Annotated in this window: 17 protein-coding genes; 11 read left to right on the top strand and 6 right to left on the bottom strand. The window is 53.6% G+C overall.

The annotated features are described in order from the left end of the window. The first annotated feature begins 150 nt into the window (after positions 1-150). Complete coding sequence (locus AC6I8K_RS05195) at positions 151-1,275, top strand: AI-2E family transporter (protein WP_483816977.1); 1,125 nt, start codon at positions 151-153, stop codon at positions 1,273-1,275. 112 nt (positions 1,276-1,387) lie between these two features. Then, complete coding sequence (locus tag AC6I8K_RS05190) at positions 1,388-2,068, top strand: HAD family hydrolase (protein WP_064740518.1); 681 nt, start codon at positions 1,388-1,390, stop codon at positions 2,066-2,068. Between the two features lie 540 nt (positions 2,069-2,608). On the opposite strand, the gene AC6I8K_RS05185 is transcribed toward AC6I8K_RS05190, so the two are convergent. From AC6I8K_RS05185 to AC6I8K_RS05160, 6 genes are all read right to left on the bottom strand, one after another. After that, the gene (locus AC6I8K_RS05185; RefSeq protein ID WP_064740516.1) at positions 2,609-3,184 is read right to left on the bottom strand and encodes a TerD family protein; all 576 of its coding nucleotides are present in this window, start codon (positions 3,182-3,184) and stop codon (positions 2,609-2,611) included. 69 nt (positions 3,185-3,253) lie between these two features. After that, positions 3,254-3,832: a TerD family protein gene (locus AC6I8K_RS05180; RefSeq protein WP_008103744.1), complete on the bottom strand. Its 579-nt coding sequence runs from the start codon at positions 3,830-3,832 to the stop codon at positions 3,254-3,256. 50 nt (positions 3,833-3,882) lie between these two features. Further along, on the bottom strand, positions 3,883-4,920 hold the full coding sequence (locus AC6I8K_RS05175) for a TerC/Alx family metal homeostasis membrane protein (RefSeq protein ID WP_064740515.1): 1,038 nt from the start codon (positions 4,918-4,920) through the stop codon (positions 3,883-3,885). A gap of 24 nt (positions 4,921-4,944) precedes the next feature. Then, positions 4,945-5,400 (bottom strand): tellurite resistance TerB family protein, encoded by a 456-nt coding sequence (locus tag AC6I8K_RS05170; RefSeq protein WP_064740514.1) that lies wholly within the window; start codon positions 5,398-5,400, stop codon positions 4,945-4,947. Positions 5,401-5,420: 20 nt separating this feature from the next. Further along, positions 5,421-6,602, bottom strand: a complete 1,182-nt coding sequence (locus AC6I8K_RS05165) for a TerD family protein (protein ID WP_483816976.1) — start codon at positions 6,600-6,602, stop codon at positions 5,421-5,423. After that, positions 6,602-7,186, bottom strand: a complete 585-nt coding sequence (locus tag AC6I8K_RS05160; RefSeq protein ID WP_497826337.1) for a TerD family protein — start codon at positions 7,184-7,186, stop codon at positions 6,602-6,604. The genes AC6I8K_RS05165 and AC6I8K_RS05160 overlap by 1 nt, the downstream gene beginning before the upstream one ends. A gap of 320 nt (positions 7,187-7,506) precedes the next feature. Here AC6I8K_RS05160 and AC6I8K_RS05155 point away from each other — a divergent pair, with 320 nt between their 5' ends. From AC6I8K_RS05155 to tla1, 9 genes are all read left to right on the top strand, one after another. Then, complete coding sequence (locus AC6I8K_RS05155) at positions 7,507-8,565, top strand: ATP-grasp domain-containing protein (protein WP_497826336.1); 1,059 nt, start codon at positions 7,507-7,509, stop codon at positions 8,563-8,565. Between the two features lie 10 nt (positions 8,566-8,575). Continuing rightward, entirely contained in the window at positions 8,576-9,703 is a 1,128-nt protein-coding gene (locus tag AC6I8K_RS05150) for a phosphoribosyltransferase domain-containing protein (protein WP_483816974.1), read from the top strand. Beyond that, positions 9,696-10,469, top strand: a complete 774-nt coding sequence (locus AC6I8K_RS05145; RefSeq protein WP_497826335.1) for an HAD family hydrolase — start codon at positions 9,696-9,698, stop codon at positions 10,467-10,469. The genes AC6I8K_RS05150 and AC6I8K_RS05145 overlap by 8 nt, the downstream gene beginning before the upstream one ends. Before the next feature lies 1 nt (position 10,470). Next, positions 10,471-11,550 (top strand): cysteine protease StiP family protein, encoded by a 1,080-nt coding sequence (locus AC6I8K_RS05140; protein WP_497826334.1) that lies wholly within the window; start codon positions 10,471-10,473, stop codon positions 11,548-11,550. Next, complete coding sequence (locus tag AC6I8K_RS05135; RefSeq protein ID WP_064740507.1) at positions 11,550-12,494, top strand: HpcH/HpaI aldolase/citrate lyase family protein; 945 nt, start codon at positions 11,550-11,552, stop codon at positions 12,492-12,494. The genes AC6I8K_RS05140 and AC6I8K_RS05135 overlap by 1 nt, the downstream gene beginning before the upstream one ends. Positions 12,495-12,836: 342 nt before the next feature. Continuing rightward, positions 12,837-13,304, top strand: a complete 468-nt coding sequence (locus AC6I8K_RS05130) for a tellurium resistance protein TerW (protein WP_483816970.1) — start codon at positions 12,837-12,839, stop codon at positions 13,302-13,304. Positions 13,305-13,925: 621 nt separating this feature from the next. Beyond that, positions 13,926-14,582 (top strand): type VI secretion system protein TssL, short form, encoded by a 657-nt coding sequence (tssL, locus tag AC6I8K_RS05125; RefSeq protein WP_497826333.1) that lies wholly within the window; start codon positions 13,926-13,928, stop codon positions 14,580-14,582. Positions 14,583-14,620: 38 nt separating this feature from the next. Further along, on the top strand, positions 14,621-17,005 hold the full coding sequence (locus AC6I8K_RS05120; RefSeq protein WP_497826332.1) for a type VI secretion system Vgr family protein: 2,385 nt from the start codon (positions 14,621-14,623) through the stop codon (positions 17,003-17,005). A gap of 2 nt (positions 17,006-17,007) precedes the next feature. Further along, positions 17,008-17,751: a toxin Tle1 chaperone Tla1 gene (tla1, locus tag AC6I8K_RS05115; RefSeq protein ID WP_497826331.1), complete on the top strand. Its 744-nt coding sequence runs from the start codon at positions 17,008-17,010 to the stop codon at positions 17,749-17,751. The last annotated feature ends 3 nt before the right edge of the window (positions 17,752-17,754 follow it).

Here is a 17,754-nt window from a genome sequence, read left to right as displayed (position 1 = left end):
CAGCCAGTTAACAGACATCAGGCGGACAGAATGGGACATCTTAGGTCTGCTCACTTCAGGGGCTTAAGCGAACCATCTTTGCTAAAAACATTACATTCCCCGTCAGGCGTTCTATAGTTCACTCGCCCTATCTACTGACGAGACTATGTAATGCGTATTAAAGGACTTAATTTAGGCTTCTTTATCGTTATTTTGGCGATCGTCACGTTCGCCTTTTTTGATGTGCTGACACCGTATTTTTCTGCCATTTTCTGGGCCGCAATTCTGGCAGTGATTTTCCATCCATTGAAGTCACTGTTGCGCAGCAAAATGGGGGATCGTAACGGCCTGGCTTCATTCGCCACGCTGCTGATTATCTGCTTGATTGTCTTCACGCCCTTGGCGCTGATCACCTCTTCGATGGTGGTCGAAGTCAACACGGTATACACCAAACTGCAGAACAACTCGGCGCAATTCCCGGTGGTGTTCGCCGAACTGCTGCAGCATCTGCCTTCCTGGGCACGTAACTATCTCGCTGAAAACAATCTGAACAACGCGCAAGAGATACAGCAAAAGCTTTCCGGTTTTGCACTTAAAGGCGGCCAGTACATGGCGGGCAGCGTGTTCCTGATCGGCAAAGGTACGTTCACCTTTACCGTTGGTTTTGGCGTGATGCTCTATCTGCTGTTCTTCCTGTTGAAAGATGGTGCCTGGCTGGTGAATTTGATGCTGGAAGCGCTGCCACTCTCAACCTACGTGAAACATCACCTGATGATGAAGTTCGCTGCGGTATCGCGCGCCACAGTGAAAGGCACTGTGGTAGTTGCGGTGGTGCAAGGTGTGCTTGGCGGCTTCGCCTTCTGGATCACTGGCATTGATGGCAGCCTGCTGTGGGGCACCTTGATGGCATTCCTGTCGCTGATTCCGGCGGTGGGCTCCGCGATTGTTTGGGTACCCGCGACCATCTTCTTCTTCGCTACCAGCGCCATCTGGAAAGCACTGTTCCTGATTGGCTTCTTCGTGGTGGTGGTGGGTTTGGTGGATAATATCCTGCGTCCGCTGCTGGTCGGTAAAGACACCAAAATGCCTGACTACCTGATCCTGATCTCCACGCTGGGTGGCATGGAAGTGTATGGCATTAACGGCTTCGTCATTGGTCCGCTGATCGCCGCGCTGTTTATTGCCTGCTGGAACCTGCTCTCCGGTCGTGATAACCGTGAGAACTCAGAAGAGATCGACGAAGAGTTTATCGAAGAGGGTAAAACCCGCGAAGAAGAGGGTAAAATTCGCGAGTAAGCGCTTCAAACGGCTACCGTTTATCGGTAGCCGCATTCACGCAGGAGAATATCGGCCAGCCATTTGCTATCATCGTGGCCATTGATTACGGCTTGCGACAAAAGAGAACAACATGTCCATGGAATCCTCCTTAGCGCGTGAAAATCAGGTTCTGTCCGTGTTTGATTTTGACGGCACGTTGACCATTCACGATAGCTTTATCCCCTTTCTGCGCTTCAGTTTTAGCAAACGTGCTTTTGCGCGCAGACTCGCCAGGCTGGCGGTACCCACGCTGCACTGCATGCGAAAAAAGCTGACGCGCGATGAGCTGAAAGAGGTGCTGATTAAGACCTTTTTAACCGGCGTTGAGGAGAAATGGGTCCGTGAGCAGGCAAAACTGTTCTGCGCGGCGAACTGGAATAAGCTGATGCGCCCTGCCGGGCTGTTGGCGGTTGCCGCGGAAGTGAACTCCAGCGCGGAAGTGACCATCTGTTCCGCTTCGCCCGCGATGGTGTTAGAACCTTTCGCTGAGCGTCTGGGTATCAATCTCATCGGCACCCAATTAGAAGTGATTGACGGCATTCTGACCGGAAAGATAACCGGTCATAACTGCCGCTGCGGGCAAAAAGTCAAGCGACTGGAAAGCGTTTACGGCCCGCTGCATAACTATCACCTGCGTGCCTGGGGCGATACGCGCGGTGATTTTGAATTACTGGCCGCCGCGCAAGATCCGCACTGGCGTCATTTCCATCCAACGTGGAAAAAACGCCGCGTGCCGATGGAAAAACTGCGCATGCTGCGCCTCGATCCCTAGCCGCACTTTTCCGTATTGGCGCTGGTTATCACCCAACAAGTGCGCATAAATGCGCATCCTACGAAAACCCCGCCGAATAACCGTAGGGGCGCCATTCATGGCGACCCTGCAGGCGCTACAGCGATGATGACTCAGTCATACGCATTATTGCTGCAGCGTGGGTGTTGAGGCGACATCCCAGCCCGCTGAGCGAGTGAGGGATTCCAGGGCGAGCCGCAGGGATGCGGCGAGAGGCGGCGCTGAGCAGGAGCAAATCGCCGCCGGTCCGTCAGGAATCGTGAGCGAGTGAGTGAGTGAGTGAAGGAACCGCGTAGCGGCGGGCTGGGCTGGCGCAGGGCCGGGGAGTGAAGAGGGCGTGGCCAGACGCCCTCTTCTCGGTCGCCGCACGGCATAACTCTAACTGCCCCAGCCTATGGCGAACGAAAGACGCTCATTGCTTAACTGATCGGGATTACACCATTCATGGTGATTGATTCACATCCGTCCTTTAGATAGTAAAAAGCCCCGGACCAGCCGGGGCTTTGATAACCTTGTTTTAAATCAGACGCTCACGCCATGCTGCGATGCCAGCGCGGCCAAGCCGCCCGCGAAGCCCTGACCAACAGCTTTGAACTTCCACTCGGCACCGTTGCGATACAACTCACCGAACACCATCGCGGTTTCGGTAGACGCATCTTCAGACAGGTCAAAACGGGCGATTTCTGCGCCGTTATCATTGTTAAAGATACGCATAAAGCTGTTGCTCACCATGCCGAAGTTCTGCTTACGCGCTTCTGCATCGTAAATGGTGACCGCGAAGACCAGCTTCTTCACATCTGCTGGCACTTTAGACAGGGTGATTTTCACCTGCTCATCATCGCCATCGCCCGCACCGGTGCGGTTATCGCCCTGATGCTCAACGGAACCACACGCGCTCAACTTATTGTTGAAGAAGATAAATCCAGTGTCGCTCAGCACTTTACCGTCGTCACCGACCATAAACACTGAGGCATCGAGGTCAAAGTCCTGACCATCTGTTACACGTGCATCCCAACCCAGACCCGCCATGGCAACATTCATGGTTGGTGCTTCTTTAGTCAGGGAAACGTTACCGCCTTTTACCAGAGAAACTGCCATTTTAAAGCTCCTGCTTTTAATTGGATGATGCGGGCAACGTGAAGTTGCCCGTGAGAGTTATGTCAGCGATTAAGACGCGTTAATGCCGTACTGGGCGCATACCGAGGCCAAACCACCGGCATAACCCTGGCCGACTGCGCGGAATTTCCACTCGGCACCGTTACGGTACAGCTCGCCAAACAGCATGGCGGTTTCGGTGGAGGCATCTTCGGTCAAATCGTAACGCGCCACTTCACTGCGGTCGTCATCGTTTACCAGGCGGATAAACGCGCCGGAAACCTGGCCAAAACTCTGACGACGGGTCTGCGCATCATGGATGGTGACTACAAACACGATTTTGTCGACATCAGCCGGGATCAAATCCAGTTTGATTTTCAGCGATTCATCATCGCCATCGCCTGCACCGGTACGGTTGTCACCGGTGTGGGAAACAGAACCGTCGGAAGAGACCAGGTTGTTATAGAAAATAAAGTCAGCATCGCCGCGGACTTTGCCGCTAGCGGACAGCAAGAACGCTGACGCATCAAGGTCAAAGTCCTGACCATCGGTGGAACGTGCATCCCAGCCAAGGCCAACGAGGACGTTTTTCATGGTTGGTGCCGCTTTGCTAAGCGAAACGTTACCGCCTTTAGAAAGAGAAACGCTCATTGTAATTACCTCTTGGTTAATAATTTTTCAGACTCATTGCTGGCAGAAGATCAACTCTCTTCTTTTTCCTCGGGTTTACCGGGGAACATCACGCTGAGCACAATACCGACCGCTAACACGCCGAGTACCACAAACAGGCTGGCGCTAGCCGAGATGCTGTAGCCGTGATGCCAGATATGATCGGTAGCATTCAGACCCAGTTTCACCGCGATGAAGAACAGCAGCACGATAACGGCTTTCTCCAGGTGAACCAGATACTGCTTCAATGCTTCGAGTACAAAGTACAGGGTACGCAAGCCAAGAATGGCGAACATCATGGCGCTGTAAACAATCAGCGGTTCACGACTCACCGCGATAATCGCCGGCACGGAGTCGAAGGCGAACATCACATCAGAGAGTTCAACCACCGCCACACACAGCATCAACGGCGTGGCATACAGCGCGGCTTTCTTAGCGCGACCGACTGTCACATCTTTGTTTTCTGGCTTCTGCAGCTCTTCATCGACTTCCTTCTGATTCAGCAGGAAGGCGTTGCCACGCATTTTTGGCCAGATCGGGAAGAAACGCTTCACGCCGCGATAGGCAAGGTGCTGCGAGTAATCTTCGATCTCGTCGCTGTCATCGCCGCTTTTCAGCATCATTACCGCTGTCCACGCAACAATCAGCGCAAACACGATTTCGACGTATGGACCGAGACTCAGCAAGCCGGTACCGATCGCCACGAAGATGCCCCTGAAGACAATGGCACCGATGATGCCCCAATAAAGCACGCGGTGACGGTAGCGGTCTGGAACGGCGAACCACGAGAAGATCGCCATCATCACGAACAGGTTATCGACGGAAAGCACTTTCTCCAGTGCGTAACCGGTCACGAACAGGCTGGCAACTTCAGCGCCGTGATGGATATAGAGGAAGCCGGCGAAACCCATCGCCACAGCCACCCAAAACACCGACCATAACGCCGCGCTTTTCAGCGAAATCGGCTTGTCGCCGCGGTGCATGAACAGGTCGATAAAAATAGCTCCCACTGAAAGCGCGATGAAAACCGCGACGGTTTCAGCGGGAAAGCCAATATGTGTAGATTCCATGTTTAACCCTTAAAGGACGAAAACTTAAAGCCCAAATATTGCTGGATCGAAGCCCAAAGCCACGGCGATTTCACGCACTGCTTTCTGCTCGTCAGCATCAAAATCACCGTCACTTTTACCGACAGCAATACCTACGCGGACCGCCAACTGTGCGGCTTCCGGCTGATCTTTTAACGCCAGGATGTACTTCATGGTTTCGCCCTTGCCGATTTCCAGATCGAAATCGAAGCTGCTCACCAGCTTGTTGAAGAAATCAATCACTTCCGTGGTATCAAAAACTTTCAATTCCTCGGAAGCGCGCAGAAAACCGATCATCTTCTGCTTCTCTTCCGCGCTCACACCGCCGTCTGCAACCGCAATGCGTGCGCAAACAGCCACTGTACCTTGCATGAATTTCTTATTTTTAAAGCGGCTAACTTGTTTGGTCAGCTCGTCGCGGCCCGAGTTAAACGCCCCTTTAACCTTGTTGAAAAAGCTCATAGTAAATCCTCTGTCTGTAATTATTTGGAACCGGCTCGCCAGTTGAATCCCCAACCGAAAGCTTTATCCATATCGGAATGCCCGTTAAAGAATTGATTGATACGCTCGACGCGGATACTGCCGTTCTCATTGACCAGACGAGCAATCGCACACATGTTGCGGCGGTTCTCGCCTTCCGTCATACGCGTTTCAATCGGTGGCTGGTCTGGGATGTGCAGCGTCACTACGCCATCCGTTTTGTCCCAGCTGGCCGCGCCTTGATAGATGAAGGCGAAAATCAGCACTTCACGAATCTGACTCCACTCGCGACCGTTGATATGCAGCCATTCACCATCGCTCACTTCGCCGGTACGATCGTCGCCCTGCAAGTGTACGAAAGGTTTGGCATGCATGGCGCCAAAGTTGCCGCCCAGTGCCTGGATCACGCCGCGCGAACCGTCCTGCAGCTCAACGAAGGCGCCGAGATCGAGATCCACGCCTTTGTTGCCGCCGAAGAATGAACGCAACCCGCCACCACCGCTGTTCGTCTCACGATGCCAGTTGAGGTTGATGCGGATTTCACCGAAGTTATCGCGCTTGGTCAGGCTGATCGCCGGTTTCTCTTTGGTGAGAGAAACTTTGCTCAGATTGATTTTTGCCGGCGCGGGCGTCGGAGTTGGCGCCGGAGCCGCCTGCGGCGCTGGCGCAGGTATTGGTGCGGGCGCGGGGTCAGCCACATCGACACCAAAATGTTCCGCCAGCGGCTGCAAGCCGCCGTTGAAACCCTGTGCAATAAAACGGAATTTCCAGTCATTATTGCGACGGTAAAGTTCGCCGAGGATCAACGCCGCTTCCTGACGTCCCACCAGCTCCACGCTGCCATTCAGCAGCACTTCACCGCCCTGCTCCACCTGAATTGCCAGGCGTTGCAAACCCGACACGTTGCGGCCGCCGTCACAGGTGACGGTGAAGGCCACTTTCTGCACGTCAGGGCGCAAGCGGTTGAGATCGACAGAAAAGGCGGCATTGTGCCCTTCGCTTTTCAGGCTGATGGTGCGGTCGTCATTATCCGGCTGACCGTAGAACACCATATCGGCATCGCCGTTCACTTTGCCGCTGGCGAACAGACGAAAAGCAGAAGCATCCACGGCTGCGCCAGAAAGCACGCGCACCGTTAGCAGATTAGCGGGAACGGGAGCATTGCTCCCCGGCGTCATATTCATTAGCGCACCACTGCGGCAACGATGTCATTTTGCATCGCGTCGATGGTACGGCCAGCACTCGCGCGGCCGTGCGCCGTAAAGTCCCACAGACCGCCGTTGCGGTGCAGTGAAGCAATCACGATGCCGGTATGGCTGCCTTGCTCAGTCAGCTGATAGCGCGCCAGTTCTTTGCCATTTTGATCAACAACGCGGCAGAAGGCATTTTCCACTTCGTTAAAGGTTTGGCCCTGGAAGCTGTTCACGGTGAATGCGAGATACTCAACATTGGCCGGCAGACGAGACAGCTCGACGTTGATCACTTCATCATCGCCATCGCCTTCGCCAGTGCGGTTATCGCCGCTGTGTTTCACCGAACCACATTTGGAGGTTAATGCGCGGAACCAGATGGTATCAATGGCATTACCGGATTGGTCCAGTAATACGCAGCTGGCATCGAGATCGATGGAATCGCTGCCGCCACCAAAAAGCTTGCCCATGAAGCCTTTCTTTTTAATTGGATCCCAGCCTAAGCCGAAATGTAATTTATTCAGCGAAGCGGTTTGTTTGCTGAGTGAGACCGTCTGATTCTTGCTTAATGAAACCATGTCATAATTCCTTCAAACAGGTTTGAAAAGGGTTTTATATTTGCTTCAAATTCCATGAGGACAAAATCATATCATGATGATATTGATGAGCGGCATTAATTTTCACAGCAATTTCATGAAACAAAATAAATCGTTTTACAAGAACAACTTAAACAGATCACCGCAGTTCAACCCATGCACTAAACATGACAATTCTTTACATTAAAATTCATAAAGTTACGTTAGGGTAAAAAATCATATTATGATTGACTCCTTTCGAGCGTATAAATAAACTCGCAAGCCATAACCCACCGGCAAGCCTCCAGCGGAAATAATTAGAAATGTCTCACAAAATTTGGCTAATGGAAGGTTTATCCTCCCAGCGCGATATAATTAATGGCATTAAATTCACAGCTAAAAAACACAACTACAACGTGTCTATTTATGCCTCCCATCGCCATCAACGTAATGAAATACTTTCTCTGGCCGATCATGCATTAATAGAACCTAACGATATCAATCAGCGCCTCGAATTTATTCTTTCAACCGTAGAAAAACATGCCATTCAGGCGATTCATACCGGCCGCCATGCCCATTGGTTTGAAACCCATCGCGCGGCAATTGAAGCCAGCGGTGCGCGCTTAACCACTGGCGCACGCGATGTCGCCATGCTGGATCTGGCCGATGACAAAGTCGCTTTCGCCCACCATATGAAAAGCCTGAATTTGCCGGTGGTGCCTTCACTGCGCGTGGATTCGCCCGTACAGTTACGCGAGCTGATTGCCAGCCAGCCGTTTGGCGATCTACCGCTGTGCGTAAAACCGGTTACCGGTATTTATGGCATGGGATTCTGGCAGTTTGATGAAAGCGTCTCGCCGATGGCGGTATTTACCCATCCAGACGCGCGCCGGGTGCAAGCAAAATATTACTTACAGGCGCTGGAAGCCGCCGACAGCATGGAGCCGCTGGTCCTGATGCCGTGGCTGCCGGGACCGGAATATTCCGTTGATATGCTGGCGGAAAACGGCAAGGTGCTAGCCGCTATAGCGCGCCGCAAAGAAGGCGCATTGCAGTATCTGGAGAACAGCGGTGAGGCCTTTGAGCTGGCGCAAGCCTGTGCTGAAGCCATGGGCGCGGATGGATTGATCAACGTGCAGACGCGCAATGATGCCAGCGGCAAACCGTTATTACTGGAGATCAATATGCGCCCTTCCGGCGGCATTGGTTACACCCGCTTCAGCGGCGTAAATCTTCCCGGCTTGTTTGCGCTACGCCAGCTAGGCTTGATCAGTTACCCGCAGGCGATCGACGAATCTCGCAGCGCCTTCACGCCCGCCACCGTCCGCGCGCTGAGCGACGTGGTTGCTTACAACCCCGTCCTGTCCAACCAGCTTCAATGAGGAATTATTCATGACCACACTTTGGAGCAGGACGCTTTCATGCGGCACGCTGAGCGTCACGCCAACTGGCGGCATCAGCGCTATCGACGATCTGTTTGAGATCGCCGAGCGCCGCAACCCCAAGCGCGCTTTTCTCTTCGTCAGTAAAGTACTGGGCCGCCATATTCCGGTCGCGCCGGAAAAAATGCGCGCCGTTTATCGCCAGCTCGCCGAACAGTTTCCGCCTATCGCTGACGGCCCGGTGCTGTTTATCGGCATGGCCGAAACCGCTGTTGGCCTGGGCGCGGGCGTATTTGATGAAGTGCGCCAGCGCGTGAGCGAAGCGGTGTATCTCACTTCGACGCGCCATCCACAGCAAGCGGATTTGCTGTGCGAGTTTAAAGAGAATCACAGCCACGCTACCGATCATCTGATCTATCTGCCCGAGGATGCGCAGCTGCGCCAGCGCGTGCTGAATGCGCGCACGCTGGTGATGATTGATGACGAAGCCACCACCGGCAACACCTTTATTAATCTGCTCGAGGCACTCCGTAATGATGGCGGACTCAGCCACATCGAACAGGTTGTCGCCGTCACGCTGACTGACTGGAGCGGCGATGCCTTAGCCGCACGCTGCCCGGTGCCACTGCGCAGCATTTCGCTGGTACAAGGTGATTGGCATTGGCAACAGGATCCCGACGCCGCGCTGCCGCCGATGCCCGCCGTCGCACTTAACGATGCCGCCACCGTGCCAATAACCGGTAAACAGAGCTGGGGCCGACTCGGCATGGCAGCGCCGGCTGGCGATCTTGGCCGCACCCTTCAGGCACAGCCGGGTGAGAAAATCCTCGTGCTCGGCAGCAGTGAATTTGTCTGGGAACCCTTCTTGCTGGCCGAACGCCTGGCGGCACAAGGTGCGCAGGTGAAATACAGTTCCACCACGCGCTCACCGATCGCCAGCGGCTTTGCCATCGAATCCGCCATCGCCTTCGGCGATAACTACGGCCTCGGCATCGCCAACTTCGTTTATAACGTGGCGCATCAGCAGTTTGACCGCATTGTGTTGTGCATTGAAACGCCCGTCGACAGCGTTGATCCGCTGTTAACCACGGCATTGGCTAAGGTTGCGCCACAGGTGGAAGTGATCAGCTATGAATAAACCGGTAATTTTTTCCGACCTCGACGACACGCTATTTCAGACGCGCCGCAAAATGGTGGACGAGCTAGATCTGCAGCCGTTCCGCACCGGCGCGCTCGATCTCAGCCTGCAGCCGCGCAGCTTTATGACCGAAGAGCAGTCAATGCTCGTCGACTGGATGATTGAGCAGGCCGATTTGATCCCGGTCACCGCGCGTGGCACCGAAGAGATCGCCCGCGTGCAGATCCCTTTTCGATCCTGGGCGGTGACGACGCATGGCGCGGTAATCCTCAACCCGCAAGGTGAGGAAGATGCCGAATGGCGCGCGCACATGCTGGAAAAATTGACGCCCTACGGCCCGGCGCTGCTCTCCATGCAGCAGGCGATTACCGACCTGATGGCAGAGCGCGACATCAACGGCTGGGCGCGCATCAACTATGAATATGGCGTGACGCCGATTTATCTGGTGATGAAGCATCGCGACAGCACGCGCCTCGAGGAGCTTTACGCCATCGCCGATGAAATTGAGCAACGTTTCCCCACCGCGGGCTATTACATCCATCGCAACAGCAACAACGTCGCCTGGCTGCCGAATGTGGTGGAAAAAGGCTTAGCCGTCAGCTTCCTGCTGGAAAAACTGCGTAATGAGCGCGGCGTCTTCCCGGTGATTGGCCTCGGTGACAGCCTCAGCGATCACCGTTTTATGAAGCTGTGCAGCTGGTACGGCATTCCGCGTCAGAGTCAGTTTGCCGAGCGCATCAACCAATCCCTATTCGGAGAACAATAAGATGGTGAATAACCTGCCTTTCTCTGGATCGTACCAACCCGGCGACGTCGAATTTCTACTGAAACCGGTCGAGATCGACATGACGCCGGTTGAGCAAAAAGAGCAGCTGATCCAATCCGGCGCGCGTCACTACTCTGAGATGCTGAGCCAGGAACCGGAACCGACGCGCTGGCATCTCGAGCTGTTTTCGCGCGCGCTGGATCAGGGCGCGGGACGCCTGGCGAAAGAAGTCACCAGGTTGGCGCGAACGCTGGCGCAGCAGTTTGCCGACACGCCAATTGTGCTGGCCAGCCTGGTGCGCGCGGGCGTGCCGCTTGGCGTGATGCTGCAACAGGCGCTGCGCGCGATGGGCCGCGAATCTTACCATTACGGCATCAGCATCATCCGCGATCGTGGCATTGATAGCGCGGCGCTGGAGATCATCGAAGCGCGCCACGGCACCGCAGGCATTGTGTTCGTCGATGGCTGGACCGGCAAAGGCGCCATCACCGGCGAGCTGATCCGCAGCCTCGAACAGCGTCCCGGTTATCCGGCGCAACCGCGTCTGGTGGTGCTGGCCGATCCTTGCGGTCGGGCGTGGCTTTCGGCCAGCGATGATGACTGGCTGATCCCGTTTGGCATTATGGGCGCGCCGGTATCGGGCTTGATCTCGCGCTCGTTGTGGTCTGAAGAAAGTTTGCACGGCTGCGTGCAGTGCGACCATCTGGCGCAATACGATTGCAGCCAGCAATTGGTGGACACCGTCGCGGAATACGCGCGCTCGCTGGATATCAGCGCCCTACCCGCTTGTCAGCAGGATCCACAACGTCAGCAAGCACTAGTCGCAAAAAGTGAAGCGGTAATCGCCATGCTGGCGGCGCGTTATCAGGTGAACAGCATTAACCGTATCAAGCCAGGTATCGCTGAAGCCACGCGCGCCGTACTGCGTCGCGTGCCGGATCAGGTGCTGGTGCGTTCGGTGGACGATCCCGACGTGGCGCTGCTGGTCTATCTGGCCCAACAAAAAGGGCTAACCATCACAGAAGCGGGAGCCGATCTTGGGCAATACCGCGCCGTGACGATAATCAAAAAGGTGCTGTGATGAACGACCGTCTCTCTCCGTGGCGTTTGGGCGCAACGCTGTATATGCCGGCGGTGCGCAGCGATATCGTTGATGCCATTTTGCACCATAAAATCAGCGGCCTGCGCTCGCTGGTGATCTGCCTGGAAGATGCAGTCAGTGATGCGGATTTGCCGCAGGCGTTGCACAATCTCCAGCAAATCCTGCAGGAGCTGAATGCCGAACAGCGTGCCAATGGCAATGCGCAGTGGCCGCTGGTGTTTATTCGTCCGCGCAACAGCGAGATGGGCGCGTGGCTGGTGAAAAACCTCAACCTCAGCGCGATCGATGGCTTTGTGCTGCCGAAATTCACCGCTGATTCTCTGCCGGTGTGGTGGCACATGCTTGAACCGAGCCATCTGTGCATGATGCCGACGCTGGAAACTGAAGAGGTGTTTGACGTAGTGGCGATGCGCGAGCTGGCCCTTACGCTGCAAAACCACCCTTGCCGCCAGCGCGTGATCGCCCTGCGCATCGGCGGTAATGATTTGATGAACGTGCTGTCGCTGCGCCGTTCGCGTCAATTCACGCTGTATGACAGCCCAATGGGTTACACCATTAAAATGCTGGTGGCGGTGTTCGCTTCGCGGGATTTTGCGCTGACCGCGCCGGTATGTGAACACATCGACGATCAGCAGATTATGGATCAGGAACTGGCACTGGATATCGCGCACGGTTTGGTGGGCAAAACCGCTATTCACCCAAGCCAGATCGGCAAGATTCAGGACATGTTGATGGTTTCGGCCAGCGATCAGGCAGATGCCTTCCGCATCCTCAACTCCAGCCAGGCGGTATTTAAATCGCAGGGTGCAATGTGCGAACCGGCGACTCATCGCCGCTGGGCCGCCGCGATACTGGCGCGCGCGCAGGAATATGGCATCGCGCCGGATACCCGCTCCGACGGCGCATTGATGCTGGTGACCTAAATGACAAACCTCGTAGGGTGAGCATTCATGCCCACCGCGTTACCGCGGCGCACCATGTTAAAACGGTGCCAGTTATGAGAAGAGATGCGATTTCACCAAACCGCACACTCCGTAGCGGCGCGATTAATCGCGCGCCTTTGACCTTTAAACGGTGCAAAAGCTATGCACGGTTTTCGTAAGGTGGGCATTCATGCCCACCGCGTCACCACCGAACCACAAACCAGATGCAAGAATTTTCGTAACCTATTTACCTGACATTTAAATACCCTCTGATACTGTCGCAAACCGTTTGCCAGGAGGGCGATACAGACCATTGATCACTAACGCAGGCTTTAATCGACCATGCAACTCAGTACCCGACAGACACGCGTATTTATGCTTGCCTCACTGCTCAGCAGCGGCAAACCGGTCGCATCCAGCCGCATTTTAGCCTCGCTCGACTGCTCCGAACCCACGCTAACGCGCGCACTAAAGGAACTGCGTGAATCCTGGTCAGCGGAAATCAAATACAGCCGCCTCACCCACTGCTATCAACTCACCGCACCTGGCAAGCTGGATAAGAAAAGCCTGCGCCATATTAATGAAGCACTCAAGCTCAACGCCGAACGGCAACAGAGCGAAACCGTTAGCCGGGTATTTCTGGATAAAGAGAAGAAGAAAGCGGTGTCACTGTCATTACGCATGTCTGTTTTGAGGAAAATCGACCAGGTGGTGCGATTAAGTGAAACGACAAGGAGTGATGCGGTGGAAATGCTGGTGGAGAGCGGGCTGGATGAGTTGATTGCGCGGTTGCGGGAGGTAAAAAAGTAAGCGTGAAGTTAATAACATCCAAAAAAGAAATTAATACATGCTAATAAATAGGCGCATTGACGTTGGTTAAAAATATTATTGAGAACATAAAACTGTAAAACTCATTAAAGCCAAAATAATATAACCCTTCCCTGTAATTATTAACGCCTCCATAAAACGCCATACATTCGCGCATACACATTACACGCTAAATAAATACAGCCTCAATAACTACGTCAGGCTGTAGCCCTACGGTTTCGTGACATCGTATGCTGCGAACATAACCCCATGCGCCCTTGCCAGAACGCCACTATTTCGTGGTTAGCGCTTCTAATTGAAAATCTAATTAAATCAAAGAATATAAGTAATCATCACCCGTAAAAGGATGACGTTAACGTTACTTTTAACAGGTTTGGTAAAACCAGCTCATAAATAGAACCGCATTCCAAAATTTGAAATGCAAGCTTGATCAACTATCACTCCATGTAATATCTTCATCACCACTGAAGTTTAAACATTGTTTAAAAGTTTCGCAGTCCAGCATTTTAACTGCTCTCATAATAAACATTGCCAATACACCCGATTTAATTTGTTATCGGATTAAGGGATTAATATTACTCAGTAGTTACCAGGATGGTGCTCATGACGTCTTCAGATCACAATATTACAGTCAATACTCTTGACTCACTGATGCAGGAAACCTGGCTGCTGTCTCTCGCCATACGAAACGGACAAACCATCACGATTGATGATGTGCTCTATCAGCGCTGTTTCACCCTAATTCAGCAGGTTCAGGATAAGCTCAACATCGCGGGTGTCACCCACGCTCTCCGCGAAGAAATCATATTTGCGCATAGCGTATTTCTCGACGAATTGATCATGACGATCCCGGGTGCAGACATTTCCGTCTGGTGGAAACGCACGCCTTTACAAGGTTATTTTCTCGGCCACCTGAATGGCGGCGAGATTTTCTACGCACGCATCTGGAAGCTGCTGCACGAACCCGCGCCTGCGGAAGCCATCGTGGCCTGTTATTACCGCATGTTGCGATTTGGCTATTGTGGAAAGTATCTGAATGAAGATAACGATGAGCGTATAACGCTGATGCAGAAGCTAAAATTACTATTACCTGAGGAGGATGAATCCCCCAACAAATCGGTTTTTATTCAGCGCCCCTCCCTTGAAACATCTTTCTGGCAACGCTCTCCCTGGCTTATTCGTAGCGGTGTGATGGTTACCGTTATCATTGCCACATTCATCATGAACGGTTATCTGCAATATCTGACTGGCAAAGGGTAAACGCCAGACCAATACACATTTCAGGAAGGAATCTGTTAATGGGCAGAAAGGATTTTGTTCTCCAGAGTGGAAATACGCCGGTATACAACCATTATCAGCTCAGCATCCCTGCGCTGAAGAATCAGCACCCGGATATTCAGCTGTCGGTGCTGCGTTTCAGCGGTGAGGAGGCGTTAAATACGCCCTGGCGCTACACGATTGAGATAACCAGTGCCACCCGCGATATTCCGGCAGATATTTTCATTAACAGCACGGCTCAGTTGCTGTTTTATCCCGACGGTCAACCCTGGCAAACGGTAGAGCCGCGCATTCTACGCGGCGTGATTACTGCTTTTCAGCAGTGTGAATCTTCCGCTGATGAAACGCGATATGTCGTGGTTCTGGAATCTCGCCTCGCACTGCTTAGAACGAGCCTGACGTATGGCGTTTATCAACACAAAAGCGTGCCGGGTGTGGTCGAAGACATTCTCAAACACTGGGCATTCTCTTCACTTGATTATCACTTCCTGTTGAGCACTCAGTATCCGGTACGCGATTTCTACATCTCTTACGCGGAAAGCGATCTTGCATTTATTGAGCGCCACCTCGCACATATTGGCGTGTTTTATTACTTCATCTGGGATGACGAAAATCACCGTGATGTGCTGGTGCTGGGTGATAGCTCGCAGGCCTACGCCACAGAAATGCGCATTGCATGTCGTCATCCGTCAGGCCTGTTTGATGGTGGTCAGGAGTCACTGTGGAAAATATCCGTCAACCATCAGTCAGTAGCAGCAAGCACAAAACTCAATGATGAGTATTACCGCCATGCGCAGAATGACATGCAGGCCGAGGTTGAAACCGATCCCGATATACCGGCACTGACGGGAACGCTTTACCGCTACGGAGAGAACTATCAGGAACAAGGCAAAGAGTATCAGGCACTGCCGGAACAGGGACAGTGGTTTGCCCGGCGTCGCCAGGAACGTCTGATCACCGAGCAAATCGTCTTTGACGGCATGACCAATGCCATAGACGTCCGGCCGGGCATGGTGCTCTCACCTCAGGGTAAAGCGTGGCCATACGCGCCGGATGGTCTGCTGGTGGTTTCAACTTCTTCAACCCGAATTTCGCGCAATACGGCCTACATGATCTGCTTTACCGCCGTACCGGTGCGCTCTCGCACGAGTTATCGCCCGCCGTTGAAAGCCAGGCCGCACATTGCGGGAACACTGCTGGCTCGTGTAACCAGCCCGGTCGATAATGCGCAGTATGCCGAACTTGATGAATATGGCCGATATCGGGTGCGATTCCAGTTCGATCTGAATGCGTCATGGCAATCCGGTTTTGAAAGTGTGCCAGTGCGGTTAGCGAAGCCCTATGCTGGGAATGTCTACGGCTGGCACTTCCCGCTGATAGCCGGAACGCAGGTCATGATTGCCTTTACCAACGGCGATCCGGACAGACCCTATATCCTCTGCTCAATGCACGACTCGCGCCATGAAGACCCTGTTAATCTTTATAATTATCAACGTAATGTATTAAGAACACCGGCAAACAACAAACTCAGATTTGAGGACCGTCGGGGTTATGAGCATGTCAAACTCTCGACAGAGTATGGCGGTAAGAGCCAGCTGTCGCTCGGTCATATCGTTGATAATGCCCGCAATAAGCGGGGTGAAGGTTTTGAACTGCGTACGGACAGCACGGGTACGCTGCGAGCGGGTAAAGGTCTGTTCCTTTCTGCAGATGCGCAAAGCAGCGCAACGGGTCAGGTGCTGGAGATGGCTTCGGCGGTAAGCCTTATCAAAGATGCGCTCAACCAGATTAGTGACTGGCAAACCCTCACGCAGTCACACCACAATCTCCAGCCAGATGCTACCCATCTCAAGGCTTATCTGACCGCAGTCGATCAACTGAAATCCCCGGCAATGCTGCTAAGCGCACCGGAAGGCATCGGTGCGGTTAGTCCCAAAAGTATCCTGCTTAACTCAGGCACTACTCTGCATCTGCAAAGCCAGAAAGAAACCAGTATTGCCAGTGGTAAACGTATCCAGCTTAACGCACGCCAGGCGATTTCTTTGCTATCTCAGCAGGAGGGAATCCGCATGGTGTCAGGCAAAGGACCACTGACGGTGGAATCCCACGCTGACACGCTGGGCCTGACGGCGATGAAAGATATCAGCGTGCAGACCGTTCAGGGTGAACTGCGGTTGACCGCGAAAAATGGCATCGTGCTGGGCTGCGGTGGCGCAACCATCAGGATCACGCCGCAGGGTGATATCCAGATCCATTCACCGGGTAAAACCAGTATCCGTGGCGTTCATGCCTGGAATTCTCCCACCAGCGAAGAAACTCACTTGCCAGAGCTGCCTAAATCGGTGTGCAAAGCGTGCCTGAAAAAAGCGCAGGAAGCGGCGCTGGCTTTTGCGCCGAGGGGCTAGCGATGACAAAAAAAGACAACGGTAAAACATGGCTGCAACAGGCTACTGCCCTTTGCAGAACAGCCGGACAGGATTATATCGATGTGCTGGTGGATCAAGCCGGTACCGGGCAGCCGCTGCAGCAAGCGCTGAACCAGATAACCCCGCCATTACGCTGGTTCGCGCTATTCGAAGGCACGCCGGAAGCCGCAACGGCAGAGTATTCGCCGCTGGTCATGCGACTGCACTGGAGCGCCAGCAGCCACCAGCGTTGGCTGGAACAGCTAGTGGAGCACTTCTCCGGCACGCCGCGCCTGACATTACTGTTATCGCCGCTGGCGTTCGATCTGCTCAGTAGCCATCTCCAGGCACTTTCTCAGGTTCACTGGGAAGAGCAAACCGGCTTACTGCGTTACTACGACAACCGCGTGTTTCCCTCTTTGCTGGAACACGTCCTGACCCCGAAACAGCAGGCAGCGTTCACCGATATCGCGCTGTTCTGGAGCTGGCGAGATCGGGATGACGAGGTGGTGTGGAAAACCGGTACATGGCATCCGGAGCGACAGCTTGCTGATGATCCCGAGATGAATCGCATTAGTGATGCACAGGTTGAGCTGATGGGATGTATCAGCGATGCCGAGGCGCTGATGAAAGAGCGGGCAACTTTGGTTCCTTCACGTGAGGAACACTTTGCACAATGCTTGGTAATAGCTATCAGAGCAAGCCGGGCAGGATATATAGGCAATCTTATGGACTATAAGGAATAAATT

It is taken from the genome of Pantoea sp. X-Soil-ISGK-421, assembly GCF_059730785.1.
This window is presented reverse-complemented; position numbering and strand designations above follow the sequence as displayed.